This window comes from Variovorax glucosi (genome assembly GCF_051216695.1).
Classification (GTDB): Bacteria; Pseudomonadota; Gammaproteobacteria; order Burkholderiales; family Burkholderiaceae_C; genus Variovorax.
The window spans coordinates 1,249,671-1,275,120 of sequence record NZ_JBPJZE010000002.1 but is presented as its reverse complement, the minus strand read 5'-3'; the positions used below and the strand labels follow the sequence as shown (position 1 = coordinate 1,275,120).

At 64.9% G+C, this 25,450-nt stretch carries 22 protein-coding genes; 14 read left to right on the top strand and 8 right to left on the bottom strand.

The window, feature by feature from the left end; translation table 11 throughout:
• The first annotated feature begins 16 nt into the window (after positions 1 to 16).
• Positions 17 to 1,354 (top strand): NAD(P)/FAD-dependent oxidoreductase, encoded by a 1,338-nt coding sequence (locus tag ACSFA3_RS14170; protein ID WP_435506080.1) that lies wholly within the window; start codon positions 17 to 19, stop codon positions 1,352 to 1,354.
• Positions 1,355 to 1,404: 50 nt separating this feature from the next.
• Here ACSFA3_RS14170 and ACSFA3_RS14165 read toward each other — a convergent pair whose 3' ends face one another.
• Both ACSFA3_RS14165 and ACSFA3_RS14160 read right to left on the bottom strand, forming a co-directional pair.
• A complete protein-coding gene (locus tag ACSFA3_RS14165) occupies positions 1,405 to 3,135 on the bottom strand; it encodes a long-chain fatty acid--CoA ligase (RefSeq protein ID WP_435506079.1) in 1,731 nt (576 codons plus the stop codon).
• Positions 3,136 to 3,243: 108 nt separating this feature from the next.
• Complete coding sequence (locus tag ACSFA3_RS14160) at positions 3,244 to 5,010, bottom strand: PAS-domain containing protein (RefSeq protein WP_435506078.1); 1,767 nt, start codon at positions 5,008 to 5,010, stop codon at positions 3,244 to 3,246.
• Between the two features lie 124 nt (positions 5,011 to 5,134).
• Here ACSFA3_RS14160 and ACSFA3_RS14155 point away from each other — a divergent pair, with 124 nt between their 5' ends.
• The 10 genes from ACSFA3_RS14155 (at position 5,135) to ACSFA3_RS14110 (ending at position 14,033) form a co-directional block, all read left to right on the top strand.
• Positions 5,135 to 5,902, top strand: coding sequence for a GntR family transcriptional regulator (locus tag ACSFA3_RS14155; protein WP_435506077.1), 768 nt, complete (start codon positions 5,135 to 5,137; stop codon positions 5,900 to 5,902).
• Positions 5,899 to 6,690, top strand: coding sequence for a transporter substrate-binding domain-containing protein (locus tag ACSFA3_RS14150; RefSeq protein ID WP_435506076.1), 792 nt, complete (start codon positions 5,899 to 5,901; stop codon positions 6,688 to 6,690). Before ACSFA3_RS14155 ends, ACSFA3_RS14150 begins: the two co-directional genes overlap by 4 nt.
• 36 nt (positions 6,691 to 6,726) lie before the next feature.
• Positions 6,727 to 7,389 (top strand): amino acid ABC transporter permease, encoded by a 663-nt coding sequence (locus ACSFA3_RS14145; RefSeq protein WP_435506075.1) that lies wholly within the window; start codon positions 6,727 to 6,729, stop codon positions 7,387 to 7,389.
• A 15-nt stretch (positions 7,390 to 7,404) separates the two neighbouring features.
• Positions 7,405 to 8,058: an amino acid ABC transporter permease gene (locus ACSFA3_RS14140; RefSeq protein ID WP_435506074.1), complete on the top strand. Its 654-nt coding sequence runs from the start codon at positions 7,405 to 7,407 to the stop codon at positions 8,056 to 8,058.
• Positions 8,042 to 8,842: an amino acid ABC transporter ATP-binding protein gene (locus ACSFA3_RS14135; RefSeq protein WP_435506073.1), complete on the top strand. Its 801-nt coding sequence runs from the start codon at positions 8,042 to 8,044 to the stop codon at positions 8,840 to 8,842. Before ACSFA3_RS14140 ends, ACSFA3_RS14135 begins: the two co-directional genes overlap by 17 nt.
• Before the next feature lie 67 nt (positions 8,843 to 8,909).
• The gene (locus tag ACSFA3_RS14130; RefSeq protein WP_435506072.1) at positions 8,910 to 9,482 is read left to right on the top strand and encodes a DUF1439 domain-containing protein; all 573 of its coding nucleotides are present in this window, start codon (positions 8,910 to 8,912) and stop codon (positions 9,480 to 9,482) included.
• Complete coding sequence (locus ACSFA3_RS14125; RefSeq protein ID WP_435506071.1) at positions 9,479 to 10,477, top strand: glycerophosphodiester phosphodiesterase; 999 nt, start codon at positions 9,479 to 9,481, stop codon at positions 10,475 to 10,477. Before ACSFA3_RS14130 ends, ACSFA3_RS14125 begins: the two co-directional genes overlap by 4 nt.
• A gap of 40 nt (positions 10,478 to 10,517) precedes the next feature.
• On the top strand, positions 10,518 to 11,543 hold the full coding sequence (locus tag ACSFA3_RS14120; protein ID WP_435506070.1) for a P1 family peptidase: 1,026 nt from the start codon (positions 10,518 to 10,520) through the stop codon (positions 11,541 to 11,543).
• Positions 11,544 to 11,562: 19 nt separating this feature from the next.
• Positions 11,563 to 12,924, top strand: coding sequence for a TAXI family TRAP transporter solute-binding subunit (locus tag ACSFA3_RS14115; RefSeq protein ID WP_435506069.1), 1,362 nt, complete (start codon positions 11,563 to 11,565; stop codon positions 12,922 to 12,924).
• Entirely contained in the window at positions 12,921 to 14,033 is a 1,113-nt protein-coding gene (locus ACSFA3_RS14110; RefSeq protein WP_435506068.1) for an acyltransferase family protein, read from the top strand. Before ACSFA3_RS14115 ends, ACSFA3_RS14110 begins: the two co-directional genes overlap by 4 nt.
• A gap of 113 nt (positions 14,034 to 14,146) precedes the next feature.
• Here the strand turns inward: ACSFA3_RS14110 and ettA are convergent, their stop codons facing one another.
• Positions 14,147 to 15,808, bottom strand: a complete 1,662-nt coding sequence (ettA, locus tag ACSFA3_RS14105; protein ID WP_435506067.1) for an energy-dependent translational throttle protein EttA — start codon at positions 15,806 to 15,808, stop codon at positions 14,147 to 14,149.
• A 249-nt stretch (positions 15,809 to 16,057) separates the two neighbouring features.
• On the opposite strand from ettA, the gene ACSFA3_RS14100 reads away from it, so the two are divergent.
• The 3 genes from ACSFA3_RS14100 to ACSFA3_RS14090 all read left to right on the top strand — a co-directional run bounded on the left by ACSFA3_RS14100 (position 16,058) and on the right by ACSFA3_RS14090 (position 19,922).
• Positions 16,058 to 17,953: a DEAD/DEAH box helicase gene (locus ACSFA3_RS14100; RefSeq protein WP_435506066.1), complete on the top strand. Its 1,896-nt coding sequence runs from the start codon at positions 16,058 to 16,060 to the stop codon at positions 17,951 to 17,953.
• A gap of 132 nt (positions 17,954 to 18,085) precedes the next feature.
• Complete coding sequence (locus ACSFA3_RS14095; protein ID WP_435506065.1) at positions 18,086 to 18,859, top strand: SDR family NAD(P)-dependent oxidoreductase; 774 nt, start codon at positions 18,086 to 18,088, stop codon at positions 18,857 to 18,859.
• 28 nt (positions 18,860 to 18,887) lie between these two features.
• Positions 18,888 to 19,922, top strand: coding sequence for an L-idonate 5-dehydrogenase (locus ACSFA3_RS14090; protein WP_435506064.1), 1,035 nt, complete (start codon positions 18,888 to 18,890; stop codon positions 19,920 to 19,922).
• A gap of 6 nt (positions 19,923 to 19,928) precedes the next feature.
• Here ACSFA3_RS14090 and ACSFA3_RS14085 read toward each other — a convergent pair whose 3' ends face one another.
• The 5 genes from ACSFA3_RS14085 to ACSFA3_RS14065 form a co-directional block, all read right to left on the bottom strand.
• Entirely contained in the window at positions 19,929 to 20,999 is a 1,071-nt protein-coding gene (locus ACSFA3_RS14085) for an ABC transporter ATP-binding protein (RefSeq protein WP_435506063.1), read from the bottom strand.
• 30 nt (positions 21,000 to 21,029) lie between these two features.
• The gene (locus ACSFA3_RS14080; protein WP_435506062.1) at positions 21,030 to 21,881 is read right to left on the bottom strand and encodes a carbohydrate ABC transporter permease; all 852 of its coding nucleotides are present in this window, start codon (positions 21,879 to 21,881) and stop codon (positions 21,030 to 21,032) included.
• The gene (locus ACSFA3_RS14075) at positions 21,878 to 22,771 is read right to left on the bottom strand and encodes a carbohydrate ABC transporter permease (RefSeq protein ID WP_435506061.1); all 894 of its coding nucleotides are present in this window, start codon (positions 22,769 to 22,771) and stop codon (positions 21,878 to 21,880) included. Before ACSFA3_RS14075 ends, ACSFA3_RS14080 begins: the two co-directional genes overlap by 4 nt.
• A gap of 15 nt (positions 22,772 to 22,786) precedes the next feature.
• Complete coding sequence (locus tag ACSFA3_RS14070) at positions 22,787 to 24,175, bottom strand: ABC transporter substrate-binding protein (protein ID WP_435506060.1); 1,389 nt, start codon at positions 24,173 to 24,175, stop codon at positions 22,787 to 22,789.
• A 131-nt stretch (positions 24,176 to 24,306) separates the two neighbouring features.
• Positions 24,307 to 25,419 (bottom strand): acyltransferase family protein, encoded by a 1,113-nt coding sequence (locus ACSFA3_RS14065; RefSeq protein WP_435506059.1) that lies wholly within the window; start codon positions 25,417 to 25,419, stop codon positions 24,307 to 24,309.
• Positions 25,420 to 25,450: the final 31 nt, after the last annotated feature.

The following is a 25,450-nucleotide window of genomic DNA, read 5'->3' as shown; positions in this document are numbered from 1 at the left end:
TGTCGATAATGTCGCGATGAAAACGTCTCCTTCACCATCGGTAGCCCGTCCGCGGGTACTGATCATCGGTTGCGGCTTCGGCGGGCTCGAAGCTGCCCGTCATCTGCGAAATGCCGAAGTCGACATCACCATCGTCGAAAAAACCAACCATCATCTGTTCCAGCCCCTGCTTTATCAGGTGGCGACCGCCGGTCTGGCCGCACCGTCCATCGCGGCGCCGACCCGGCTCTTGTTCCGCGAACAGCGCAATGTCACGACGCTTCTCGGCGAAGTGGTCGAGATTCTTCCCGCAACCCAAGAAGCCGTGCTGGCGGACGGTCTTCGCCTCGGCTACGACCACCTGATCGTGGCGGCCGGCTCGACGCACAGCTACTTCGGCAACGACCAGTGGGCCGAGTTCGCACCGGGTCTGAAGACGCTGGCCGATGCGTTCCAGATCCGCCGCCATGTACTGATGTCTTTCGAACAGGCGGAGAAGGAGTCCGATCCGGTCAGGCAGCGCGCGCTTCTGACCTTCGTCGTCATCGGCGGCGGTCCGACCGGCGTGGAAATGGCCGGCACGCTGGCCGAAATCGCGCATCACACGCTGGAGGGCGAATTCCGCCGGATCGATCCGGCCAGTGCGGAAATCCTGCTGGTCGAAGGCGGCTCGCGCATCCTGCAGGCGATGCCGGAAGGGTTGAGCCAGAAGGCACGCGAGCAATTGGAGCGCCTGGGCGTGAACGTCCGGCTCGGCGCCCGCGTCACGTCGATCGATGCCACAGGCCTCCAGGTCACCGTCGACGGGCAGGACGAGCGCATCCCCAGCCATTGCGTGATCTGGGCCGCCGGCGTCGCGGCTTCTCCGCTCGGCAAGCTGCTGGCGACCGCAACCGGCGCCGAAAGCGACCGGGCGGGCCGCGTCAAGGTCGAGCCGGACCTGAGCCTGCCGGCACATCCCGAAATCAGCGTGGTCGGCGACCTGGCTGCGGCGATGAGCTACGCGCCGGGCAAGCAACCGAAGCCGGTTCCGGGCGTTTCGCCCGGTGCCAAGCAGATGGGACGCGCTGCGGCAGCCAACATCCTGCTTCGCATCGCCGGCCGGCCGACGAAGCCGTTCCGCTATGCCGACTACGGCAATCTGGCGACCATCGGCCGCAATTCGGCGGTGGTCGACCTGGAAACGCCGTTCGGCGCCTTGCGATTCAGCGGCAAGTCGGCCTGGCTGTTCTGGCTCTTCGCACACGTCTACTTCCTGATCGGCTTCCGCAACCGCTTCGTCGTGCTGATGGACTGGGCGAGCGCCTACTGGAGCTTCCAGCGGCACGCGCGGGTGGTTGCGGACGTCGGCGCGAGCGGCAAGAGCGAGTCCTGAGCCGCCCGGCCCGGCCCGGCCTGGCACGGTCTGGCCCGGCTCAGGCTCGATCAGGCGGTCGCGACTTTCGAAGCCGCCGCGGCATCGGCCGCCTCGTCCTCCTGCAGCAGCCGCCACATCACCTTGCCGCTGCCGCTCTTCGGCAACGCATCGACGAAACGCACCGTGCGCGGGATCTTGTAGACCGCCATGTTGTCGCGACACCAGTCGATGATCTGCTGCTCTGTGGTGTCCTTGTGCGACGCGCGCAGCACCACGACGGCTTTCACCGACTCGCCGCGGTAGGCATCCTTCGTGCCGATGATGCAGGCCTCCTGGATCGCCGGATTGCGGAACATCAGCAACTCGACCTCCGCCGGCCAGACCTTGAAGCCGCTGGCGTTGATCATCCGCTTCAGCCGGTCGGTCATGAAGAAGTAGCCGTCTTCGTCGACGCGGCCCATGTCGCCGGTGCGGAAGAAGCGCCTGCCCTCGAATTCGATGAAGGCCGATGCGGTGGCGTCGGGACGTTTCCAGTAGCCCTGGAAGACTTCCGGCCCGCTGGTGATGATCTCGCCGGCCTCGCCGGTCGGCATCTCCTGCAGCGTGTCCGGATCGACCACGCGCGAATCGGAACTCATGTAGGGAATGCCGAGGCACTGCTGTTTCGGATGGTCGAAAGGTTGCGCATGCGAGGGCGCAGCGGTTTCGGTCAGGCCGTAGCCTTCCATGTAGCGCAAACCATACAGCTCGAGCAGCCGCTGGGCCACGGCCTGCGGCATGGCGGCGCCGCCGCCGCCGATGTAGCTGAGGCTGCTGAGATCGAAGCTCGCGAAGTTCGGGCTGGCCAGCAGGTCGATGACCATGGTCGGGATGTTGGTCCAGCTGGTGATCCTGCGCAGGGAGATCAGCCGGCCCGCGACCTCGCGGTCCCAGCGCGGCATGATGACCAGCGATGCGCCCGAGAAGATCGAGGTATGCAGCATGCTGACGGTACCGGTGATGTGGAACATCGGTATGACGGCCAGCACCACCGAATCGGCCGAAACCGCACCCCACAGCTGGCCGGAGACGGCGTTGTGCATCAGGCTCGAATGGTGATGGATGCAGCCCTTCGGCAAGCCCGTCGTGCCGCTGGTGTAGGGCAGCAGCGCCATGTCGTTGGCGCCGACTGCGAGCTCGGGCGGCCGGCGACCCGCGTCGAGTGCATCTTGCCAGTGCATGACGGCGCCTTCGGCCGCACCCTCCAGCACCGGCAGCGGATGGCGTGCGAGCAGCCAGTCGCGCCATGCCGGAGCCAGTGCTTCTTCACCGGTGACTTCGGGATCGAAGGCGTCGGTGAACTGCGTCACGATCATGTGTGCGAGGCGCTGGCCGGGCTCCAGCGCATTGTTCGCCTTGGCCAGTTCGGGCGCCAGATCGCCGGTGATGATCGCGACCTTCGCATCGGGGTCGACGATGTAGTGCTTGAGTTCTTCGGCCCGGTTCATAGGGTTGACCGGCACCACCACCGCATTGGCGCGCAGGATCGCGAAATGCGCGATCACCAGTTGCGGGCAGTTCTGCATGTCGAGCAGCACGCGATCGCCGCGCCGCACGCCCAGCGCGTGCAGCGTGCCGGCCAGCCGCTCGGCCCGGTCGACCAGTTCGCGGTAGCTGACGACGCTGCCGAAGAAGATCAGCGCGTCCTTGTCGGGGTAGCGATCGGCGGAAGTGGCGAGGTTGTGCCAGAGCGACGTGGCAGGCACGGTGATGGAATGAGGCAGCCTCGAGGGCCAGAACTTGTGGTGCGGACGGTCCATGAAGTCTCCAACTGAATCGTCGAGACTACGACGCCCGGACCGCTGCCCGACAGAGGGGAAGCCCCCGGAAGAGGTCGCGCAGGCGACGCTTCCGGGCGCCCCGCTTCTTCAGTCCGGACTTCCGAATACCTGGATGCCCGAAGCGCCGGCGCGTCGGTCGTGCTTGGCCGCATACATGGCGGCATCGGCATGGCGGATCAGTACGTCGGCATCGATGCCGGCGTCCGGGTAGATCGCGATGCCCAGCGACGCATCGAGCTTCAGCAGATGCGCTTCCACCTCCAGCGGTTCCCGCAAAGCCACGAGCACACGGCGGCCGAGTTCAAGCGCGAGGCTGCGGCTGCGCACCCGGTACTGCAGGATCGCGAACTCGTCGCCACCCATGCGCCCGACGATACCGGCGCCGCCGACGGCCAGGCTCATCTTGCCGGCTGCCAGCGCCAGCACCTTGTCGCCGATGGCATGGCCGAAACGGTCGTTCACAGGCTTGAATTCGTCGATGTCGATGTAGTGCACGGCGAAACCTTCGCCGGTGCTCGTGGCCGATTCGGTCGCACCGGCCAGATATTCGAGGAAGACTTCCCGGTTGACGAGCGAAGTCAATCCGTCGTGGCGCGCCAGATGCCGGATGCGTTCCTCGCTGCGCTTGCGCTCGGTGATGTCGGTGTAGGTGCGCACCACGCCGCCGCCCTCGATTGGCACCATCGACACTTCGATGACGCGCCCGTCGGGCCGTTCGCGGTCGTAGCGCTGGATGCCTTCGATCCCGGAATTCGGACGCATCAGGGGAAGCAGCTCGTCGGCGGTACGCGAAAACTCGTCCTGCGCCCACTGGTAGGCCACGACCTCGGAAAACGCCGGACGCGATGCCAGAAGCTCGCGCGGGAGATCGAGCAGCTGCAGCACACGATCGTTGCAGACCTCGACGATCCCCTGCGCGCTCACCATCATGATTCCCTGCTGCATGCATTCGAGCGTGGTTTCGAGCAACGCCGATTTCTGGCGCAACAACGCTTCGCTTTCGCGCGCACGACGCTCGGCGATCTGCAGCCGGTTCTGCTGGCGTTTGAGGACGGTGATGTCGACGTGAGCGAAAAAGCGCTTGCCGTCGGGCGCCCGCTGCTCGATCACACGGCTCCACCGCTCGAAAGGCAGCGGCACCTCGAAAGGTGCGCCGGCGAAGCGCATGTTCTCCTCCAACACCGCGAGACCGCTTTCGAACAGCGCCGACGCGCTGTTCTCCAGATCCCGCCATGCACAGCGATAAGCCTCCTCGAAGGTCAGGCCGACGGCGGTGTCCCGCTGACCGAACCCGTACATGGTCACGAAGGGCTGGTTGACCCACAGGATTCGGTCGTCCGCGCCGCTGACCATCACACCGTCCGCCACGTGATCGAAGAGCGAAGTTCCTTCGATGCCGTGCAGGTCCAGGCGCTCCATGGCAAGCGATGCGGCCTCGTTCCTCGGCGATTGGTCCTGGGCCTGGTCGTGGTCCAGACGCCAGATGCGGATGCGGCCGACACCCGGCACCGGCAGCGACGCAACCAGCAGACGCTTTCCGCGATGCTCGAACGCAAAAGGCCGCTGCTGCGCCCGATGACGGGCCACGCCTTCCTCGATGTAGCGATCGATCTGCGGCATCTCCTCGGCGCTGAGCCGACCGTTGTAGAAACGGCGGAGATTGGCGACGTAAGGCTCGCCGACGGCGATCGCTTCCGCATGCTCCGGGAAGAAGGAGACGAAGCTCCGGTTCCACATCATCAGCCGGTCGTCGTCGTCGAAAAGACAGATCGCAATGCCGAGGCTGTCGAGGGCTTCGACGACGGGTTGCAAAAGCACACCCACAGACTGCAACGGTGCATCGGCTGGCTTCACTTGACGGCTCTTTCGCGGATTGGGGCGAATTCTGCCTCGGAAAACGCACAGGCCCGGCGTTTCGCACTTCGCTGGTGCGCATTGCTTGCATACAAGCTGGCACGGAAGCTGCTGAACTGCAGGCATGTCGATCTCCGCATCCGAAATCAGTGCACGCATCGTCGAGGCCGTGATGGCGCGCAAGCTCGCGCCCGGCTCCCGGCTGGGCGAGCAGCAGCTGGCGATGCTGTTCGGCTGCAGTCGCACCATCGTCCGGGAAGCACTGACCCGACTGGCGGCGCGCGGCATCGTCACCGTCGAGGCGCGCCGGGGCTGGTTCGTGATCGAGCCTTCGCAGGAAGAGGCGCGTGAAGCCTTCGAAGCCCGCCGGGTGATCGAGGTCGGGCTGATCCGCAGCGCGGGCACCGCCGGCAGCATCGACAAGACCGCGCTGCGCCGTCTGAAGGCGCACCTCCAGCGAGAGAAAGCCGCAGTCAAGGGCACCGACGTCGGTGCGCGCAGCTTCCTGCTCGGCGATTTCCACGTCTGCCTGGCCGAATGCCTGGGTAACACGCTGCTGGCCGACACGTTGCGCGACTTCACCGCGCGAACCACGCTGATCGCCATGCTTTACCAATCCACGCACGACGCCGCGCAATCGTGCGAAGACCACGTGCGCATCGTCGATGCGCTGGCACGCGGCGATGCGGCAGAAGCCGAAGCGCTGATGGCCGAACACATCGGCACCGTGCATTCCGCGCTGCGGGCCCAGGCCAGCCCCGATCCGCTGGCGCAGTTGCGCGATGCGCTCGCACCGATGCCGGGCACCCGCCCCCGTCGTCGGGCGACGCCTGCCGCCCCGGCCGACGACACCTCCATCGATTCATCCACTTACCTAGGAGCTCTCTTGTGAAAATCTCTAAACGCCTGTTCGCGCTCGGCCTCACGGCAGCCGCCATCCTTTCCGCAACCGGCGCGCAAGCGCAGGCGGCGCTCGACAACATCATGAAGTCGAAGACGATCAAGATCGCCGTGCCGACCGACTACCCGCCGTACGGCTTCGTCGGCCCCGACATGGCACCGCAGGGCCTCGACGTCGAAACGGCGAAGCTGATCGCGTCCAAGCTCGGCGTCAAGGTCGAACTGGTTCCCGTGACCAGTGCCAACCGCATTCCGTATCTTCAGACGCGCAAGGCCGACCTGGTCATCTCCACGCTTGGCAAGAACGCCGAACGCGAGAAGGTCATCGACTTCAGCAGCGCCTACGCGCCGTTCTTCCAGGCCGTGTATGCCGCGAAGAACATGAGCATCAAGACCTTCGCGGACATGGGCGGCAAGAGCGTTGCCGTGACGCGCGGCGCGATGGAAGACCAGGAACTGGCCAAGGTCGCCCCGGCCACGCTGGACTACAAGCGCTTCGAGGACAACAACGCGACCATCGCCGCCTTCGTGGCCGGCCAGACGCAGACCATCGCGACCAGCGCGGCCGTCGCCGGCGACATGATGAAGCGCAACCCGCAGCTCGGCGTCGAATACAAGCTGCTGCTCAAGGACAGCCCGTGCTTCGTCGGCGTCGCGAAGGGTGAGGACGCGCTCAAGGCCAGGGTCAACGAGATCATCGCCGCCGCCCGCAAGGACGGCACGATCGACAAGATGTCGACCCAGTGGCTCGGCCGTCCGGCCGGCGACCTGCCGCTCTGATCCGCCCGATCCATCGATCACTGATCCCTCACGATCATGCTCATCGACTTCGACTTCATGGCTGTCCTCAGCCAGTGGCCGCTGCTGCTCAAAGGCGTGGCATGGACGGTCGGCCTGACCGCCATCGCCACGGTGCTGGGCATGATCGTCGGCACGCTCTGCGCCTGGGCGCGGTCGTCCGGCGCGCTGTGGCTGCGCACCATCGTCGGCACCTACGTGGAACTGATCCGCAACACGCCGTTCATCGTGCAGCTGTTCTTCATCTTCTTCGGGCTGCCGGCGGCCGGCTTCAAGCTGTCGGCGGAGACGGCGTCGATCATCGCGATGGTGATGAACCTCGGCGCCTATTCCACCGAGATCATCCGCGCCGGCATCGAGGCGACGCCCAAGGGGCAGATAGAGGCGGCGGTGAGCCTGGCGCTCAGCAAGGCGCAGGTTTTCCTGCGCGTAGTGCTGCCGCCGGCGCTGAAGAAGGTGTGGCCGTCGATGGTCAGCCAGATCATCATCGTGATGCTCGGCTCGGCCGTGTGCGGACAGATCTCCACCGAGGAACTCAGCTACGCCGCAAACCTGATCCAGAGCCGGAACTTCCGCGCCTTCGAGGCCTTCATCGTCGCGACGGTGATCTATCTCGCCCTGTCGGTGGCGCTGCGGCGACTGCTGAACTGGGCCGGTCCAAAGTATTTCTTCGGTCGATAGGAAGGAAACCCTCCCATGGTCGAATTCACTCTCTGGGACATCCTGCGCAACCTGCTTCTCGCACTGCGCTGGACGGTCGCCCTGTCGCTAATCGCCTTCATCGGCGGCGGCCTGGTCGGCGCCCTGCTCCTGTTCCTGCGGCTTCGCGGCGGCAAGGGCATGGACCGCGCGGTCAGCCTCTACGTGCAGCTTTTTCAGGGCACGCCGCTGCTGATGCAGCTATTTCTCTGCTACTTCGGCATCGCGCTGTTCGGCATCGACGTGTCGGCCTGGACAGCCGCATCGGTCGCGCTCACGCTCTACACGAGCGCCTACCTGACCGAGATCTGGCGCGGTTGCGTGGCATCGATTCCGAAAGGTCAGTGGGAAGCCTCGAACAGCCTGGCGCTGAGCTTCAGCGAGCAGATGCGCCACGTGATCCTTCCGCAGGCTACGAAGATCGCGACCGCGCCCACCGTCGGCTTCCTGGTGCAGGTGGTCAAGGGAACGGCGCTGGCATCGGTCATCGGTTTCGTCGAGCTGACCAAGGCCGGCAGCATGATTTCCAACGCCACCTTCCGCCCTTTCGTGGTCTTCAGCTGCATCGCGCTGCTGTATTTCGCGCTGTGCTTCCCGATCAGCCTGTTCGCCAAACACCTGGAAAGAAAAACCTATGCAAACCGCCGCTGAAACTCCTGCCGCAGCTGTCGCTTCGCACGGCGGCCACGTCCTCGCGGGCGCGCCCATCGTGCAGATCACTGCACTGCGCAAGTCGTATGGCACCAACGAAGTGCTCAAGGGCATCGACCTGACCGTGAAGCGCGGCGAGGTGATCGCCATCATCGGCAAGAGCGGTTCGGGCAAGAGCACGCTGCTGCGCTGTATCAACGGGTTGGAGGTATTCCAGGAAGGTGCGCTCACCGTCGACAGCAAGCCGCTGCTGCACGAAAGCGCGATGGCGATGCGCGAACTTCGCCAGCGCGTGGGCATGATCTTCCAGAGTTTCAACCTGTTCCCGCATCTCACTGTCGGCAAGAACGTGATGCTGGCGCCGACGCTGGTCAAGCAGCGCGGCAAGGTCGAGGCCGCGAGCCAGGCCCGCAAGCTGCTGACGCGCGTCGGCCTGGCCGAGAAGTTCGACGCCATGCCCGACCAGCTCTCGGGCGGTCAGCAGCAGCGCGTCGCCATCGCGCGCGCGCTGGCCATGGAGCCGGCCGTTCTGCTGTGCGACGAGATCACTTCTGCGCTCGATCCGGAACTGGTCGGCGAAGTGTTGCGCGTGGTCGAATCGCTCGCCGACGAGGGCATGACGCTGCTGATGGTGACGCACGAGATGAGCTTCGCGCGCAAGGTCGGCGACCGCGTGATCTTCATGCACCAGGGCCGCGTGCACGAGATGGGACCGCCGGCCGAGTTGTTCGGCAACCCGCAGACGCCGGAGCTCAAGCAGTTCCTCTCGTCCCTCCACGACTGAACGCACGACCGCGCATTCGTTCCCCGCGCGGCTCAGGGGCTTGCGCATGTGGCAAGCTCCGGGCGTTATGACTCTCCGTCCGCTCTCCCGTCGCCTCCTGCTGCGTGCCGCCCTCGGCACCGCGGCGCTGCACGCGCCCTTGGCTGCGTTGGCCGGCTTCAACTTCTTCACCAGCGAGTACACGGCCAGCCGCGAAGAACTACAGGCGCAGGTCGTGAAACGATTTCCTGTCCGGCAACGCTATGCCGAACTCTTCACCGTGGCATTGCGAGAGCCTAGGCTGACGCTCGACGCGGCGACGAACCGTGCGGCGATCGCGGCTCTGTTGACCATCGGCAGTCCTCTGCTGAATCCGCCGAGCGTCGAAGGCGCGATCATGGTCAGCAGCGCGCTCAAATACGATCCTGCGGCTTTGGCGATCCGTCTCGACCAGCCGAAAGCGGAGCGGCTCGAACTGCAGGGCATGACCGGCCGCGATGCCGAGCGCCTGCAGCAGATCGGCGCGGTCGTCGCACAGGAACTGCTGCGAGACTACGCGTTGATCGCCTTCAAGCCCGAGCAACTCACGGTCGGCCGCAAGACCTACCGGATCGGCCAGATCACGATCGAGCCCGACGACATCCGGGTGGAACTCAAATGACCCGGTTCCTGCGCTCCCGTGCCGCGACTTTCGCTGCGTGCGCAGCGTTTGTCGCAATGCTGCTGATGACGTTCGCCGCGGCGGCAGAACCGTTCGACCTGCAGGCACACCGGGGCGGGCGTGGGCTCTGGCCGGAAAACACGCTGGCCGCGTTCGACAAGGCCGTCACGCTGGGCGTGACCACGCTCGAACTCGACATCGCCATGACCGCCGACGACGTGGTGGTGGTTTCGCACGACGTCGCGCTGAATCCGGATCACACCCGCAACGCGGCCGGCGCATGGATATCTGCACCCGGCCCGCTGATCCGGTCGCTCACCTACGACCAGCTCCAGACCTACGACATCGGTCGTATCCAGCGCGGAACCGATTACGCGAAGCAGTTCGCCTATCAGTCGCCCCGCGACGGCGAGCGCATACCGACGCTGGCGGCCGTGTTCGCCATGGTGCAGGCCCGCAGCGCCGAAACCGTGCGCTTCAACATCGAGACCAAGACCGATCCGACACGCCCGGACGACACCGCGTCTCCCGAGCTGATGGTCAGGGCGCTGCTTGCCGAGATCGACAAGGCCGGCATGGCGTCGCGCGTGACGGTGCAGAGCTTCGACTGGCGCACGCTGACGCTCGTCGCCCAGCGCGCGCCCGGAATGGCGCGCGCCTATCTCACGACCGCGCGCACGCTGGCCGACCGCCGCTGGACCGACGAGATCGATGCAGCCGCTTACGCATCGACGCCGCAGCTGGTCAAGGCAGCTGCGGGAACGCGCGCCGGCCCGGTCGTCTGGTCGCCGAGCAGCCGGGACGCCACGTCGACGATGGTGACGGAAGCGCGCTCGCTCGGGCTGCTGGTGATTCCGTGGACCGTGAACAAGCGCAACGAGATGAGTCTGCTGATCGGCCTCGGCGTCGACGGGCTGATCACCGATTACCCCGACGTGCTGCGCGACGTGATGCGCGCGCAGGGCATGGCGCTGCCGACGGCGTACAAGCGCTGATCAACGGCTCCATTTTGGTGCGCCCGGATAATCGGGGCCCATGCGCTCCCAGACAAACAATCCAACGCCTGCCGACGGCAGCATCACCGATGTCGCCGGCGTCGAGGTCGGCCATTTCACCGACGCCCGCCGTCCGACAGGCTGCACCGTGATCCTGACGCGCGGCGGGGCGGTCGGCGGCGTCGACGTTCGCGGCGCGGCGCCCGGCACGCGCGAAACCGATCTGCTGGCCCCTGGCAACCTCGTCGAACAGGTACACGGCGTGATGCTGGCTGGCGGCAGCGCCTGGGGACTGGCGGCCGCGGATGGCGCGATGCGCTGGCTCGAGGAGCGCGGCGTCGGCATGGATGTGCGCTTCGCCACGCTGCCGATCGTGCCGGCGGCAGTGCTTTTCGATCTGCCGATGGGGGACGCGCGAATCCGTCCGGACGCCGCCGCCGGCTATGCGGCCTGCGAGGCCGCTTCTACCGCGGCGCCCGAGGAAGGCAATGTCGGCGCCGGCACAGGTGCGCTGGTCGGCAAGCTCTTCGGCGTCGAGCTGGCGATGAAGGGCGGTATCGGGACGGCTTCGGTCACGGTAGGCGGCGTCACGGTCGGCGCGCTCATTGCCTGCAATGCGCTCGGCGACGTGATCGATCCGGAAACCGGACGGGTCGTGGCTGGCGCCCGCACCGCCGACGGCCTCGCGCTGCGCGACACCCGACGCGCCCTGATGCGCGGCGAACCGCCGAAGCCGCTGCTGGCCGGCACGAACACCACCATCGGCGTGGTCGCGACCGACGCCGTGCTGACCAAGGTCCAGGCGAACCGCCTGGCGATGGTGGCACACGACGGGTTGGCGCGCAGCATCAACCCGGTCCACACGATGAGCGATGGCGACACGTTGTTCGCGCTGGCCACTTGCCGCGTGGCGCTCGACGGCGACGCGCCCGGCATGACCGTGCTGAGCGCGATGGCCGCAGAAGCGGTGGCCATCGCCACCGTACGGGCCGTGCGGGCGGCGCGAACGGTCACGACCGACACGCTTCACATTCCCTGCGCAGCCGACCTGGCGGCGCGCTCCTGAGCAGGCGCCCCGAACTTCCATGGCGATGCCCAAGACCCTCAAGCTCATCCTGCTGTCGATTCGCGACCTGGTCGCCTCGGCCGGCCCCGTGGTGTTCCTCGTCATCGGCCTGCTGATCGCGGCCTACTGGTGGCTCGACCCGCAGCCGCCCCGGCGCGTCACGCTGGCGACCGGTCCCGCCGGCAGTGCGTACGCAGAGTTCGGCAAACGCTATGCGCAGGCGATCGCGGCTAACGGCATCGCGGTCGTGCTGAAGCCGACGGCAGGCTCTTCCGAAAATCTGCAGTTGCTGCGCGACGGCGGCGCCGACGTGGCTTTCGTGCGCGGCGGAAGTGCGGATGTCGTCGCAGATGGCGAAGCCGGACTGACTTCACTCGGCAGCCTGTTCTTCGAGCCGCTCTGGGTCTTCTACCGGACCGAAGCTGCGCGCAACGTCGACCGCAAGACATCGACGCTCACGTCCCTGGCCCAGCTGAAAGACCTGCGCGTCAACGTCGAAACTTCGGGCAGCGGCGTGCCCGAAATCATGGACCGGATGCTTCGCGCCAACCGGCTCGACCCCGCGACGATGCAGCTCTCCAACCTGGAGCAGACGCCGGCCACCGAAGCGCTTCAGGCGGGCCTCCTCGACGTCGTGGTGCTGGCTTCCGCCCCGCAATCGCCGCTGGTGCAGCACCTGTTGCGCGCGCCGGGCGTCAAGCTGATGGATTTCGGCCAGAGCGACGCCTATGCACGCATCTTCTCGTTCATGTCTGCGGTGACGCTGCCGCGCGGCGTCGTCGATCTGGCGCGCGACGTGCCGGCGCAGGACGTCTCGATGCTGGCCGCGACCACTTCGCTGCTGGCCCGCGAGCAGACGCATCCGGCGCTGCGCCAGCTTTTCGCACAGAGCGCACAAACGATCCACGGCGACGCCGGTTGGTTCAACCGCGCGCGAGATTTCCCGAACACCCGCACCAGCGAACTTCCGGTGAGCCCCGAGGGCGATCGGGCAATCAACGGAACGCCACCGTTCTGGCAGCGCTACCTGCCGTTCTGGGCCAGCAATCTGGTCGAGCGGATGTGGCTGGTGCTCGGTGGCCTGCTGGTGCTGATGCTTCCGCTGAGCCGCATCGTCCCGCCGCTGTATCAGTTCAAGGTGCGATCCCGCGTGTTCCGCTGGTACGCGCGGCTGCGCGACGTGGAAGCGAAGCTCGATAACGATCGGAACGAAGACCAGGGGCACCGCAAGGACCTGCTGAAGGAACTGGACGATCTCGACCGGGTCGTCAACAAGGTCGCCGTGCCGCTGTCCTATGCGGACGAGCTCTACGCACTGCGCAACAACATCGCGGCGGTTCGCCGGCGCGTCCAAGGACTACAGGAAGAACAAACATCATGAAACGCGAAACCGAGACGACTTTGAAAGAGCGACGACATACATTCCATGCACTCGACGCGGCGCGCGGAATTGCGGCACTGATCGTGGTGCTCTACCACCTGCCGACCGCCTTTCGCGGCACGCTGTTCGGCAGCGGCGATCTCGCCGTCGACTTCTTCTTCGGCCTGAGCGGCTTCGTGCTCGCACACGCTTATCTCGACCGGCTCGCAGACGGACGCATGGGCGCGAGGGAATTCATGGTTGCAAGGCTGGTTCGGCTCTATCCGTTCTACCTGCTGTCGCTGCTGACCCTGTCGGCGTTGCTCGTCGGCATGCATTTCGCCGGCCTGCCGCTTCCATGGTCCACGACCGCGCTGGCCGCGAAGATGCCGTTCGCCGTGCTGATGCTGCCATCTCCGACGCTCGACTGGCATGCCTATCTCTACCCTTTCAACATCGCGGCTTGGTCGATCTTCCTGGAGCTGGGTGTGAACCTGCTGTTTGCGCTGATCTGCAGACCGGTTCGCCGCCCACGCGTGCGCTGGGCGCTGATCGTGATTTCAGGCGCCCTCCTCGCGGTGCAGCTGTTGCAGCAGGACCTGCTCGGCGGCTCGTCCTGGAGCACGTTCGCGGCGGGGATTCCACGCGTGTGCTTCTCGTTCTTTCTCGGAATCCAGATCCACGAATGGCTCAAGCATCGCAATGCAGCGAAGTCGGTCCATCCCGGCTGGAGCCTGCTTGCGTTGGGCGTGCTGCTTGCGACCATCTGCGCACCCGAGGAACACTGGCTCAAGCTGGCCGCGATCTTCGGCATCTTTCCGGTGCTGATGCTGGTGCTGGGTGCCAGCGACGTGCCGCGCGGACTTGCCGGTGCGGCGCTGCGCAGGTTGGGCGTGCTTTCGTACGCCGTCTACATGATGCACGGCCCCATCCTGCTGGCCTGGCTCACGCTTTACCTCACGCCCGACATCCAGCCGACCGAATCGGCCCTCGTCGTGCTGCCGATCCTCGCAAGCATCGTGCTTGCAAGCTGGGCAGCGGACCGTTGGATCGATACCCCGGTCCGCGCCTGGCTGACCGCCCGGCTCAGAGAGCGAAAGATCGCTCGCCAGTTGGCGGCGGCGACCTGAACTAGCGACCCGGTTGCTAAAGACACCGCGGAACGGGCTGCGTCCGGCCGCTGGTGTCGCCCCGGGTAGGGGGTTGGCGCTGCGACACGAAGTTCGCAAGCCTCGGGCAAGCCTTATTTCAGCGCCTTGTAGCGCATGCGCTTCGGCTTGGCGCCCTCTTCGCCCAGACGCTTCTTCTTGTCGGCTTCGTATTCCTGATAGTTGCCGTTGAAGAACGTCCACTGGCTGTCACCCTCGGCCGCAAGGATGTGCGTGGCGATGCGGTCCAGGAACCAGCGGTCATGGCTGATCACCATCACGGTGCCGGCGAATTCCAGCAATGCGTCCTCGAGCGCGCGCAAGGTCTCGACGTCCAGGTCGTTCGACGGTTCGTCGAGCATCAGGACGTTGCCGCCCGCGATCAGCGTCTTCGCCAGATGCAGGCGACCGCGTTCGCCACCCGACAGCTGGCCGACCTTCTTCTGCTGATCGGCGCCATTGAAGTTGAAGCGGCCTGCGTAGGCACGGCTGGCCATCTGGAACTTCCCGACGTTGATGATGTCGAGGCCGTTCGAGATGTCTTCCCAGACGGTCTTCTGGTTCGCCAGCTCGTCACGGTGCTGATCCACGAAGGCCGCACGGACGGTCGAGCCGATGACGACTTCGCCGGTATCCGGCTGTTCCTTGCCGGCGATCAGCTTGAACAGCGTCGATTTGCCGGCGCCGTTCGGGCCGATGATGCCGACGATCGCGCCCGGCGGCACGGTGAAGCTCAGGTTGTCGATCAGCATCCGGTCGCCGAATGACTTGCTGACGCCGTGGAACTCGAACACCTGCTGGCCCAGCCGCTCCGCCACAGGAATGAAGATTTCCTGCGTTTCGTTGCGCTTCTGGTATTCCATGTCGCTCAGCTCTTCGAAACGGGCGAGACGCGACTTGCTCTTTGCCTGGCGCGCCTTCGGGTTCTGGCGCGACCATTCGAGCTCCTTCTTCAGCGCCTTGGCATGCGCTTCTTCGCTCTTCTGCTCCTGCGCCAGCCGTTCGCCCTTCTGCTCCAGCCAGCTGCTGTAGTTGCCCTTCCACGGGATACCGCGACCACGGTCCATTTCCAGGATCCACTCGGCTGCGTTGTCGAGGAAATAGCGATCGTGGGTGATGGCGACGACGGTGCCGGTAAAGCGCTTCAGGAACACTTCCAGCCACTCGACCGATTCGGCGTCCAGGTGATTGGTCGGTTCGTCGAGCAGCAGCATGTCGGGCTTGGACAGCAGCAGGCGGCACAGCGCGACGCGACGCTTCTCGCCGCCGGACAGCAGTCCGATGGTCGAATCCCACGGCGGCAGGCGCAGCGCATCGGCGGCGATCTCGAGCTGATGCTCGGAATCGGTACCGGCAGTGGCGATGACGGCTTCGAGTTCGGCCTGCTCGGCAGCCAGCGCGTCGAAGTCGGCGTCTTCCTCGCCGTAGGCCACATAGACCTCTTCTAGCCGGGCCTTGGCCGCGAAAACGGCACCCATGGACTCTTCGACCGACTGGCGAACCGTGTGCTCGTTGTTGAGCTTGGGTTCCTGCTCGAGATAACCGATGGAAAGGCCCGGCATCGGCAACGCCTCGCCTTCGTATTCCTTGTCGACGCCGGCCATGATCTTGAGCAAGGTCGACTTGCCGGAGCCGTTCAGGCCGAGCACGCCGATCTTGGCGCCGGGGAAGAACGAGAGCGAAATGTCTTTCAAGAGCTGCCGCTTGGGCGGCACGGTCTTGCTGACGCGATTCATCGAATAGACGTATTGGGCCATCTGTGTACTTGCGTTGGGTCGGGATAACCGTCGATTATCGACTCATGCGACAATCCAACCCGCTGTCGGGCTCAGTTACCCGCAGCAGCGGCTCTTCTGCCGGGGACAAGATGGCTTACCGCACGCAGGTGCAACGGGCTCTCGGCTCCCATCCCTGATTACATCTGCCTTTACTGGCCTGGTCGCTCCAACAAAGAGCATCACGGCGGGCCGATGCCAATGCGCCATGCAAGGCGCTTGATGCTCTCAATGACCTTTGACGATTTGAATCTGGCCCCGGCCATCCTGAAGGCTGTGCTCGAACACGGCTACGACACGCCCACGCCGATCCAGGCCCAGGCGATCCCCGTGGTGCTCGCCGGGCACGACCTGCTCGGCGGCGCCCAGACCGGCACCGGCAAGACCGCGGCCTTCACGCTGCCGATGCTGCACAAGCTCACCATGAGCCGCAGCGCCACCAACAAGTTCGGCGGCACCGGCATCCGCGCGCTGGTGCTCACCCCCACCCGCGAACTTGCGGCGCAGGTCGAGGAATCGGTCCGCACCTACGGCAAGTACCTGCAGCTCGAATCCACCGTGATCTTCGGCGGCGTCGGCATGAACCCGCAGATCAGCAAGCTCAAGAAGGGTGTGGACATCCTCGTGGCCACTCCGGGCCGCCTGCTCGACCTGCAGCAGCAAGGCATGCTCGACCTGTCGCAAGTGCAGATCCTGATCCTCGACGAAGCCGACCGCATGCTCGACATGGGCTTCATCCACGACGTGAAGAAGATCCTGGCGCTGGTGCCGAAGGAAAAGCAGAGCCTGCTGTTCTCGGCCACCTTCAGCGACGAGATCCGCGATCTCGCAGCCAATCTGCTGAAGGATCCGCAGAGCATCCAGGTCACGCCGCGCAATACGACCGTGCAGCGCATCACGCAGGTGATCCATCCGGTCGGACGCGGCAAAAAGAAGGCGCTGCTCGTGCACATTATCAACGAGCACAACTGGAGCCAGGTGCTGGTGTTCACGCGCACCAAGTTCGGCGCAAACAACGTCGCCGAGTTCCTGACCAAGAACGGCATCCAGGCGATGGCGCTGCACGGCAACAAGAGCCAGAGCGCACGCACGCAGGCACTCGCCGGCTTCAAGAGCGGCGATATCCGCGCGCTGGTCGCAACCGACATCGCTGCCCGCGGCATCGACATCGACGAGCTGCCGCACGTCGTCAACTACGAGATCCCGAACGTCAGCGAAGACTACGTTCACCGCATCGGCCGCACCGGCCGCGCCGGCAACAGCGGCGAAGCCGTGAGCCTGGTCTGCCTCGACGAAGAAGGCTTCATGCAGGAAATCGAACGCTTCACGAAGCAGCAGATTCCGGTCAAGACCGTCGAAGGCTTCGGCCCGGACGAAGGCGAACGCGCCGAACCGATCGCCATGGGTCGCCAGACGATCTGGGGCGGCGCCGGCCGTCCGCCTAGCCGCGACGTGATGCAGGCCGCAGCGAAGGCCGCCCGCACCGAAATGCTGCAACGCATGCGCGACAGCAAGGGCAGCCAGGGCGAACGCGCCGGTGGCGGTGGTGGAAACGGCGGCGGTGGTGCTGGCGGTCAACGTCGTGCCGGCGGCGGCGGCGCCCCACAAGGCGCGCGTGGCGGGAACGGTAACGGCAGCGGCAACGGCAGCAGTGCCGGTTACGGCAACGGCGGTGGTCAGGGTCCACGCGGTCAGGGTCCACGCGGACCGGGCGGCCCGGCCCGCGGTCCTCGCGACATGCCGCGCGACATGCAGCCGCGCGCACCGCAACACGCAGGCTATGCGGGATCGCAAGGCGGCATGCCGCATGAGGAGCGCCAGCCGCGCCATCACGGCAACAGCCACAGCCCAACGCAAGCCAATCAGGTTGCGCATCTGCGCGCTGAATCGGTCGGCAGCGGTGACGGCCAGCCGGATCCGTTGCGCACGAGCGTCGATGCCACATTCGGCGCGGGTCGCGGTCGTCGCCCAGGTGGCGGCGGCGGTGGTGGTGGTGGTGGCTACGGCGGCAATCGTTCCGGCGGCGGTGGTGGCCGCTCGGGCGGTGGCGGCGGCGGGTATGGCGGTGGTGGTGGTGGTGGCGGCGGCCGTTCGGGCGGCGGCGGTGGCCGTTCCTTCGGACGCTGATCGCAGCCGATAGGCAGTACGACTTCAAAAGGCCCTTCGGGGCCTTTTGTGCTTTTCATCGGGACAAGACCGGATGCGCCGATTGCCGTTGCGTCCAAAGAATGCAGGTCCATTCGCGAAGGAAAACCTGTCTTGAATTCCGTCCTCCAAAGTTTCAGTCTCGCCGGGCGCACGGCGCTCATCACCGGGTCGAGTGCCGGCATCGGCTTCGCACTGGCCCGTGGCCTTGCAGGGGCCGGCGCCCGCGTGGTCTTGAACGCGCGCAACCCAGACAAGCTCGCCCACGCAGCCGAAACGCTTCGCAGCGAAGGCGCCGATGTCGTGACCGAGGCTTTCGACGTCACCTCCAGCGAAGCGGTCGGGACGGCCGTCGACCGCATCGAATCCGGCACCGGCCCGATCGACATCCTTATCAACAACGCCGGCATGCAGCGCCGCGCTCCGCTCGACCAGTTCGCCGAGGCCGACTGGCATGAACTCATGCGGACGAATCTCGACAGCGTGTTCCTCGTCGGCCAGGCCGTGGCGAGGCACATGATCGGCCGCAAGCGCGGCAAGATCGTCAACATCTGCTCGGTGCAGAGCGAACTCGGACGACCTGGCATCGCGCCGTACACGGCGAGCAAGGGCGCGGTGAAGATGCTGACCAAAGGAATGGCGATCGACTGGGGCCAGCATGGCATCCAGGTCAACGGGCTCGGTCCGGGCTACTTCAAGACCGAGCTGACGCAGGCGCTGGTCGACAACGCCGAGTTCACGCAGTGGCTGGTCAACCACACGCCATCGCGGCGCTGGGGCAATGTCGAGGATCTGGTCGGTGCCGCCGTTTTCCTGTCGAGCGACGCCTCGAATTTCGTCAACGGCCACATCCTGTATGTGGACGGCGGCGTCACCGCGCAGCTTTGAAGAAAACAGAAGAACAGGAAGAACGGACATGGAAGCACTCGTCATTCACGCGCCCGGCGACCTGCGGGTCGAGACCATCGACACCGCGCCGCTCGGTGACGGCCAGCTGCAGGTCCGCGTGCGCTGCGGCGGCATCTGCGGCTCGGACCTGCACTACTACCAGCACGGCGGCTTCGGCACGATCCGCATCAGGGAGCCGATGGTGCTCGGCCACGAGGTGTCGGGCGTCATCGAAGCGGTCGGTTCTGCCGTCACCGGTTTCGCTGCCGGCGAACGGGTCGCGATCAGCCCGAGCAACCCCTGCGGCCTCTGCAAGTTCTGCCAGCAAGGCTTGCAGAACCACTGCCTCGACATGCGCTATTACGGCAGCGCCATGCGCATGCCGCATGTCCAGGGCGCATTCCGCCAGCAGATCGTGGTCGAGACGCACCAGGCGCACAAGCTGGCCGATCATGTGAGCGACGGCGAAGGCGCGATGGCCGAGCCGCTGTCCGTCGCGCTGCATGCGGTGCGACGTGCAGGACCGCTGCTCGGCAAGCGCGTGCTCGTGACGGGTTGCGGCCCGATCGGCGCGCTCGCGATCATCGCCGCGCGGCGTGCCGGCGCTTCGCACATCGTGGCGACCGATGTCGGCGCGCACACGCTCGGGAAAGCGTTGAAGGTCGGTGCCGACGAGGTCGTCAACGTGGCCGAAACGCCCGACGGTCTGCAGCGCTTCACGGCGGACAAGGGCAGCTTCGACGTGCTTTTCGAGGCCAGCGGAAACGCCCGAGCGCTGGTCGGCGCGTTCGATGCCTTGCGGCCGCGCGGCATCGTCGTTCAGGTCGGGCTGGGCGGCGAGATGACGTTGCCGATCAACACCATCGTCGCGAAGGAGTTCGACTTGCGCGGCGCTTTCCGCTTCCACGAGGAATTCGCCGTCGCGGTGGAGCTTTTGAACAAGGGGCTGGTTGATGTGAAGCCGCTGATATCGGCGACGTTGTCGTATCGGGATTCGGCCCGCGCCTTTGCGCTGGCAGCGGACCGGTCGCAGGCGATGAAGGTGATCCTGAATTTCGACTAGTCCGGACTAATCCAGCCGCGCACCGCTGGCGCTGTCGAAGACATGCGCCTTGGCTATATCCAGCGTCAGGTACACCGTGTCGTCGGGCTTGACGTCGACACGGCCGTGCATCACCAGCACGATCTTCTCGTCGCCGACCTGCAGCAGCAGTTCGGTCTCTGCGCCGGTCGGCTCGACGACGACCACTTGCGCCGGAATGCCCTCGCCGGTTGCCGACAGCTCCAGATCGGTCGGTCGCACGCCGTAGTGCACGGACTGACCTTCGGTGACGCGCGCATCGACGGGCAATGGCCAGTGCGCGCCCTGAGCCTCGACCCAGGGCCGCCCGTGCGCATGGCGCGCGGTGCCGGCGAGCACGTTCATCGACGGCGAGCCGATGAACTGCGCGACGAACAGATTGACCGGCCGGTCGAACAGCTCCAGCGGCGTGCCGATCTGTTCGACGATGCCGTCATGCATCACGACGATGCGGTCGGCCATGGTCATGGCTTCGATCTGGTCGTGCGTGACGTAGACAGTAGTGGTCTTCAGGCGCTGGTGCAGCGCCTTGATCTCGGCGCGCATCGCGACGCGTAGCTTGGCATCGAGGTTCGATAGCGGCTCGTCGAACAGGAACACCTTCGGATCGCGCACGATCGCGCGGCCCATCGCCACGCGCTGCCGCTGTCCGCCCGAGAGCTCGCGCGGATAGCGGTGCACCAGTGCGCCGAGGTCGAGAATCTTCGCGGCGCGGTCGACGCGGGCTTCGGTGTCGGCCTTGTCGGCGTTGCGCAATCGCATGCTGAAGGCCATGTTCTCGCCGACGGTCATGTGCGGGTAGAGCGCGTAGCTCTGGAACACCATCGCGATGTCGCGGTCCTTGGATTCGAGGTCGTTGACCACGCGGTCGTCGATCAGGATCTCGCCGCCGCTGATGGCTTCGAGCCCGGCCAGCATGCGCAGCAGCGTCGACTTGCCGCAGCCCGAAGGCCCGACCAGCACGACGAATTCGCCGTCGAGGATGTCGAAACTCAGGCCGCGAATGATCGGCACCTTGCCGAAGGATTTCTGTACTTTGCGGAACGTTACGGTTGCCATGGATCGAGGTCCCTGCCTTGTTTTTTGACGTCAGCTCTTGACGGCGCCGGCCGTGAGGCCGCCGACCATGTAGCGCTTGAATGTGTAGTAGATGGCCGCCGGCGGCAGCGCATAGATGAGGCCGGTCGCCATCAGCAATTCCCACGGCGAATCGTCCGCGGAAAGGAAGCTGCCGAGCGCCACGGCCAGAGTCACGCTGCGGTCGTTCGACAGCAGCAGGAACGCGTACAGGTACTCGTTCCAGGCCAGCAGCAGCGAGTAGGTTCCGACAGCAACCAGCGACGGCACCATCAGCGGTATGTAGACCATGCGAAACAGCTGCAGTGGCGAAGCACCGTCCATGCGCGCTGCTTCGTCGAGCTCATACGGCAGCTTGTCGGAAGCCTGCTTCAGCACCCAGATGCAGTAAGGCGAAGCGATGGTGACCATCGCCAGAATGAGCGCCCACTGGCTGTTGAGCAGCCCGTAGTTGCCCATCGTCTTGTACATCGGTACCGCGAGGAAAGCGGCGGGAATGAAGTATGTGAACAGCGCCAGATTCATCACCGTGCGACCGCCGCGCACGCGCAGCCGGCTGATCGCGAAGGCCGCAGTTGTCGCGACGAAAAGCGTCAGCACGCCCACCGTCACCGCGATGAACAGCGAGTTGCCCAACTGCGTCCAGAAGTGGTTCAGATAGAAATGCTTCTGCTGGAACACGATCGCGAAGTTGTTCAGCGTCGGATGCGCGGGCCACAGCGCGCCCGATGTCGCCGAGTCCTTCGGCGAGATCGCGAACAGCACCATGTGGTAGATCGGTATCAGCGTCCAGATCAGCACCGGGATGCCGATCAGCAGCAGCTTGGCCTCGGTTCCGACCGCTTTCCATTTGATCCGCGTCATTTCGAAAGCCTCTTCATCATGAAATACACCAGCGGCAGCACCAGCGGCATGGCGACGACGATGGACGCCATCGACAGGTCGACCTGGTCGAGCCGCAGATAGCGAATGCCCAGCGTGGCCAGCACGTGCGTCAGGTCGGCCGGACCGCCGCCGGTCAGCAGGTAGACGCTGTTGAAATCGCCGAGCGTCCAGATCATCGACAGGATGGTCGAGGTGAGGAACAGCGTTCGCAGCGAAGGCCAGCTGATGAAGCGAAACTTTTGCCACGATGTCGCACCGTCAACCGACGCCGCCTCGTACTGATCTGCTGGAATAGCCAGACGGCCGGCGAGCAGGATCAGCGTCCAGAACGGCAGCGATTTCCAGATGTGCACCAGCATCGAAAAGCCGAGCGCGAGCGTCGGGTCGTTAAGCCAGTTGGGACCGTCGGCGCCGGTGAGCCGGAAGATCGTCTGGTTGATCACGCCCCACTCCGGGTTCAGCATGAATCGGATCGACAGGATGGTCGGGATCGACGGCATCGCCCACGGCAGGATGAAGATGGCCGAGACGATCTTGATCCACCAGCGCGACTGCACGAAGAAACCCGAAAGCACCAGCGCCACCACCATCTTCACGTTGATCGCTATCACCAGGAACACGACGGTGTTGATCAGCGAGCGGAAGAAGATCGGGTCTTCGACCAGCTTGACGTAGCTCTGCGGATGGCGCGCGAGCCACAGCCCGTATCCCACCGGATACAGCACGAAGACCAGGAAGATCAGCAGATAGGGCAGCACCATGAGCGTGCCCCACAGCTCCCAGCGCGTGAATACTGCGGATGGCTTGACCTTGACTGCCGCCACACCGACCGCAGAAGAATCAGGCGAAGTCGCGATGACGGAACTCATGATGTTGCCTCCGCCTCAGCGCGCGACGACCTTGATGCGCTCGATCATTTCGTCGACCGCCTTGTCCACCGGCACCTTGTCGGTGACGATGCGGCTCATTGCCTTGGCCCAGACGTTCTCGTTGTTCAGGATGGTGAACTTGTAGTTCTTCGTGAACTCGAAATTCACCGTGCCGGCAGCGTACTGGTTGAACACCGAACGGCGATGCGGATCGGCCTGCCAGAACGGACGCCCCTGCGCTTCCTTGGTCACCGGGAACCAGCGGCCGAGCGAGCCTTCGACGTACGGCGTGAGGTTTTCTTCCTGCAGCAGGAACGCGACGAATTCCTTGGCTCGCTGCTTGTTCTTCGCTTCCTTGAAGACCACTCCGGTCTTGACAGCGGTGCGGTAGACCATCTTGCTGCCGTCGGGCTTGCTGGGGAAGCCAGCCGTGCGGATACGCTCGGTGTAGTTCTTCTTGGCCTCGTCGCGCTGCTCCTGCGTGAGAGATGCATTGTTGGAGTCGTCGAGCCACTTCGCGGCGATGGAGATCGTCGCGTTGTGCGTCAGCACGGTGGTCTTGTTGTGGAACGCGACATTGTTGTCCGGGTCTTTCCAGCTGGTCGACGACGGCGGCGTGCAGCCCTTCTGATACGGCGCGACATAGTCGGTCATGGCGCCGATCAGGCCCTCGCGCACCTTCGGGTCGTCGACCAGCAGCTTGCCGCTGTCGTTGACCAGCTGCACGTTGTAGGCGTCCATGAAAGTCAGGAACGAGTAGAACGCATCGCTCGAATCGACGCCCATCGGCATGCCCATGCCGAAGGTCCGCTTGCCGCTCTTCTGGCGGCTGGCCGGCTGCACCTTCTCGCACCAGAACGACCAGTAGCCTTTCCAGTCGGTCGGTATGTCGGATTCCTTGAAACCGGCCTCGGTCAGCATGTCGAGCCAGTACTCGATGTGCATCGTCTGCTGCTTGATCGGGAACGCGTAGTAGGCGCGCGTCTTGTCCTTGTCGTTGTAGAGGAAGGTGGTCTCGACGGTATTCGGCGCGAAGCGCGCGCGCATCGGCGAAATCACGCTGCTGATGTCCTCGAGCTTGCCGTCGAAGGCCCACTTGCCGGTGACCTGGAAGTCGTAGACGTCCGAGTAGGCGACGTCGGGCGGATTGCTGGAATCGAGCGCCGAGACGGTCTTCGGAATCATGTCCTGGATGGGGTATTGCGAAAGCTCGACCTTCACGCCCTTGTGCTTGTCCTCGAACTTCTTGATCATCGCGAAGAGTGCGTCGTCTTCGGCCTTGTAGAAGCCCTTGACCCACCAGACGGTGAGCTTCTCCTGCGCCATCGCCTGACCGGAGGCGATCAGGCCCAACGCCAGCAGCGTGGGCGTCAGCGTATGCGCAATTAACGACTTGAGTTTCATTGTTGCTGTCTCCGTTGTTTGTGTCTCTGTCGAGGCACGAGCGTAGGGAAAACAGCACACGCGAATAAGCGTGTAAACGCTTAGTCGCGCGGTTTCAGCGGCAATGCCGGACCGCTAGCACCGACAGTCGGTCATTCACATGCCCGGACCGAAACCGAATCGCTCGACGGTCGCCTGAGCGGCGCACCGTTGAAAAGCAGCAGCAGCATGTCGCTTCGGGCGATCAGCCGATGGACCAGGTAGGAAACGACGGCAACCGAACCGACGAGCAGCACGAATTCCGGCAGCACTGGAATGTCTGCCGGCGCGATGAGTTTGTAGAAGACGTTGAGCAATGGAAAGTGCACCAGATAGACGGTGAACGAGGCATCGGCGATATTGCGGACGCTCTTGCTCGGATGATCGAGCAGCAGCCGGCACACGGTCAGCAGCGTGCGCGCGAAGCCGAAACAGACGATCGTGATCGCGAAGACGCGCGCGATATTCATCGCCCCGCCGCCCCAGGTCGTCGTCATCGCAAAGGCGAGCGGCACCAGCGTCATTGCAAAGACGGCAAATGAACCGTGACTCATGACGATTAGCAGGCGCCGGTTGATGCGCATCGCCGCGCCGAACAGCAGGTAGGGAAGGAAACCGAGTGCCGACAGAATCGTGGAGCTCAGGATGAACGTATCCGGCACGCGACTGCCGAGCATCGAGCCGAGGCCGGAGACGCTGCCCGCGATCAAGAGAAACATCAGCGTGCCACGCACCGGCGTGTCCACCAGCCGATTCACGCCGAGTTCGAACCAGCGCTGCAGCGGAGTCACCTGCATCAGGGCGAGTACCGCGCACATGTAGATCAGCGTCGGCAGGAACCACAGATGCGCAAGCCAGTGGTCGCCGACAAAGGCGAGCAGCATCGCCGAGTCGTCCTGCACCATCAGCGAGATCGGATTCAGCAAGAGCCCGGCTGCGAGCAATGGCACTCCCAGCTTGAAGATGCGCCCACCGAACCACCAGCCCGGATGTTTCCGGCCAAGCATCATCATTGCGAAATAACCCGCGACCATGAAGAACAGCGGCATGCGGAAGATGTGGATGAACTCCGCGACGTACGAGAGCAGGACGCTGTGCTCGTCCGATATGGCGAACTCCCAATCGTTGCCGGTCCGGTAGACCATTGCGACGTGATAAGGAATGCCCAGGAACATGAGGATGGCGCGGGCGGCGTCGAGGAAGTGAATCCTTCCGTTCGTGTTCATCGGCCGCCGTCTTCCGGCGCTTGCTGGTTTG

What these genes read in the sequence shown, in the direction of transcription:
- ACSFA3_RS14170 (WP_435506080.1), top strand. Translation starts at nt 17, where the DNA reads ATGAAAACGTCTCCTTCACCATCGGTAGCCCGTCCGCGGGTACTGATC.
- ACSFA3_RS14165 (WP_435506079.1), bottom strand. Translation starts at nt 3,135, where the DNA reads ATGGACCGTCCGCACCACAAGTTCTGGCCCTCGAGGCTGCCTCATTCC.
- ACSFA3_RS14155 (WP_435506077.1), top strand. Translation starts at nt 5,135, where the DNA reads ATGTCGATCTCCGCATCCGAAATCAGTGCACGCATCGTCGAGGCCGTG.
- ACSFA3_RS14145 (WP_435506075.1), top strand. Translation starts at nt 6,727, where the DNA reads ATGCTCATCGACTTCGACTTCATGGCTGTCCTCAGCCAGTGGCCGCTG.
- ACSFA3_RS14140 (WP_435506074.1), top strand. Translation starts at nt 7,405, where the DNA reads ATGGTCGAATTCACTCTCTGGGACATCCTGCGCAACCTGCTTCTCGCA.
- ACSFA3_RS14135 (WP_435506073.1), top strand. Translation starts at nt 8,042, where the DNA reads ATGCAAACCGCCGCTGAAACTCCTGCCGCAGCTGTCGCTTCGCACGGC.
- ACSFA3_RS14130 (WP_435506072.1), top strand. Translation starts at nt 8,910, where the DNA reads ATGACTCTCCGTCCGCTCTCCCGTCGCCTCCTGCTGCGTGCCGCCCTC.
- ACSFA3_RS14125 (WP_435506071.1), top strand. Translation starts at nt 9,479, where the DNA reads ATGACCCGGTTCCTGCGCTCCCGTGCCGCGACTTTCGCTGCGTGCGCA.
- ACSFA3_RS14120 (WP_435506070.1), top strand. Translation starts at nt 10,518, where the DNA reads ATGCGCTCCCAGACAAACAATCCAACGCCTGCCGACGGCAGCATCACC.
- ACSFA3_RS14115 (WP_435506069.1), top strand. Translation starts at nt 11,563, where the DNA reads ATGGCGATGCCCAAGACCCTCAAGCTCATCCTGCTGTCGATTCGCGAC.
- ACSFA3_RS14110 (WP_435506068.1), top strand. Translation starts at nt 12,921, where the DNA reads ATGAAACGCGAAACCGAGACGACTTTGAAAGAGCGACGACATACATTC.
- ettA (WP_435506067.1), bottom strand. Translation starts at nt 15,808, where the DNA reads ATGGCCCAATACGTCTATTCGATGAATCGCGTCAGCAAGACCGTGCCG.
- ACSFA3_RS14100 (WP_435506066.1), top strand. Translation starts at nt 16,058, where the DNA reads ATGACCTTTGACGATTTGAATCTGGCCCCGGCCATCCTGAAGGCTGTG.
- ACSFA3_RS14090 (WP_435506064.1), top strand. Translation starts at nt 18,888, where the DNA reads ATGGAAGCACTCGTCATTCACGCGCCCGGCGACCTGCGGGTCGAGACC.
- ACSFA3_RS14085 (WP_435506063.1), bottom strand. Translation starts at nt 20,999, where the DNA reads ATGGCAACCGTAACGTTCCGCAAAGTACAGAAATCCTTCGGCAAGGTG.
- ACSFA3_RS14080 (WP_435506062.1), bottom strand. Translation starts at nt 21,881, where the DNA reads ATGACGCGGATCAAATGGAAAGCGGTCGGAACCGAGGCCAAGCTGCTG.
- ACSFA3_RS14075 (WP_435506061.1), bottom strand. Translation starts at nt 22,771, where the DNA reads ATGAGTTCCGTCATCGCGACTTCGCCTGATTCTTCTGCGGTCGGTGTG.
- ACSFA3_RS14070 (WP_435506060.1), bottom strand. Translation starts at nt 24,175, where the DNA reads ATGAAACTCAAGTCGTTAATTGCGCATACGCTGACGCCCACGCTGCTG.
- ACSFA3_RS14065 (WP_435506059.1), bottom strand. Translation starts at nt 25,419, where the DNA reads ATGAACACGAACGGAAGGATTCACTTCCTCGACGCCGCCCGCGCCATC.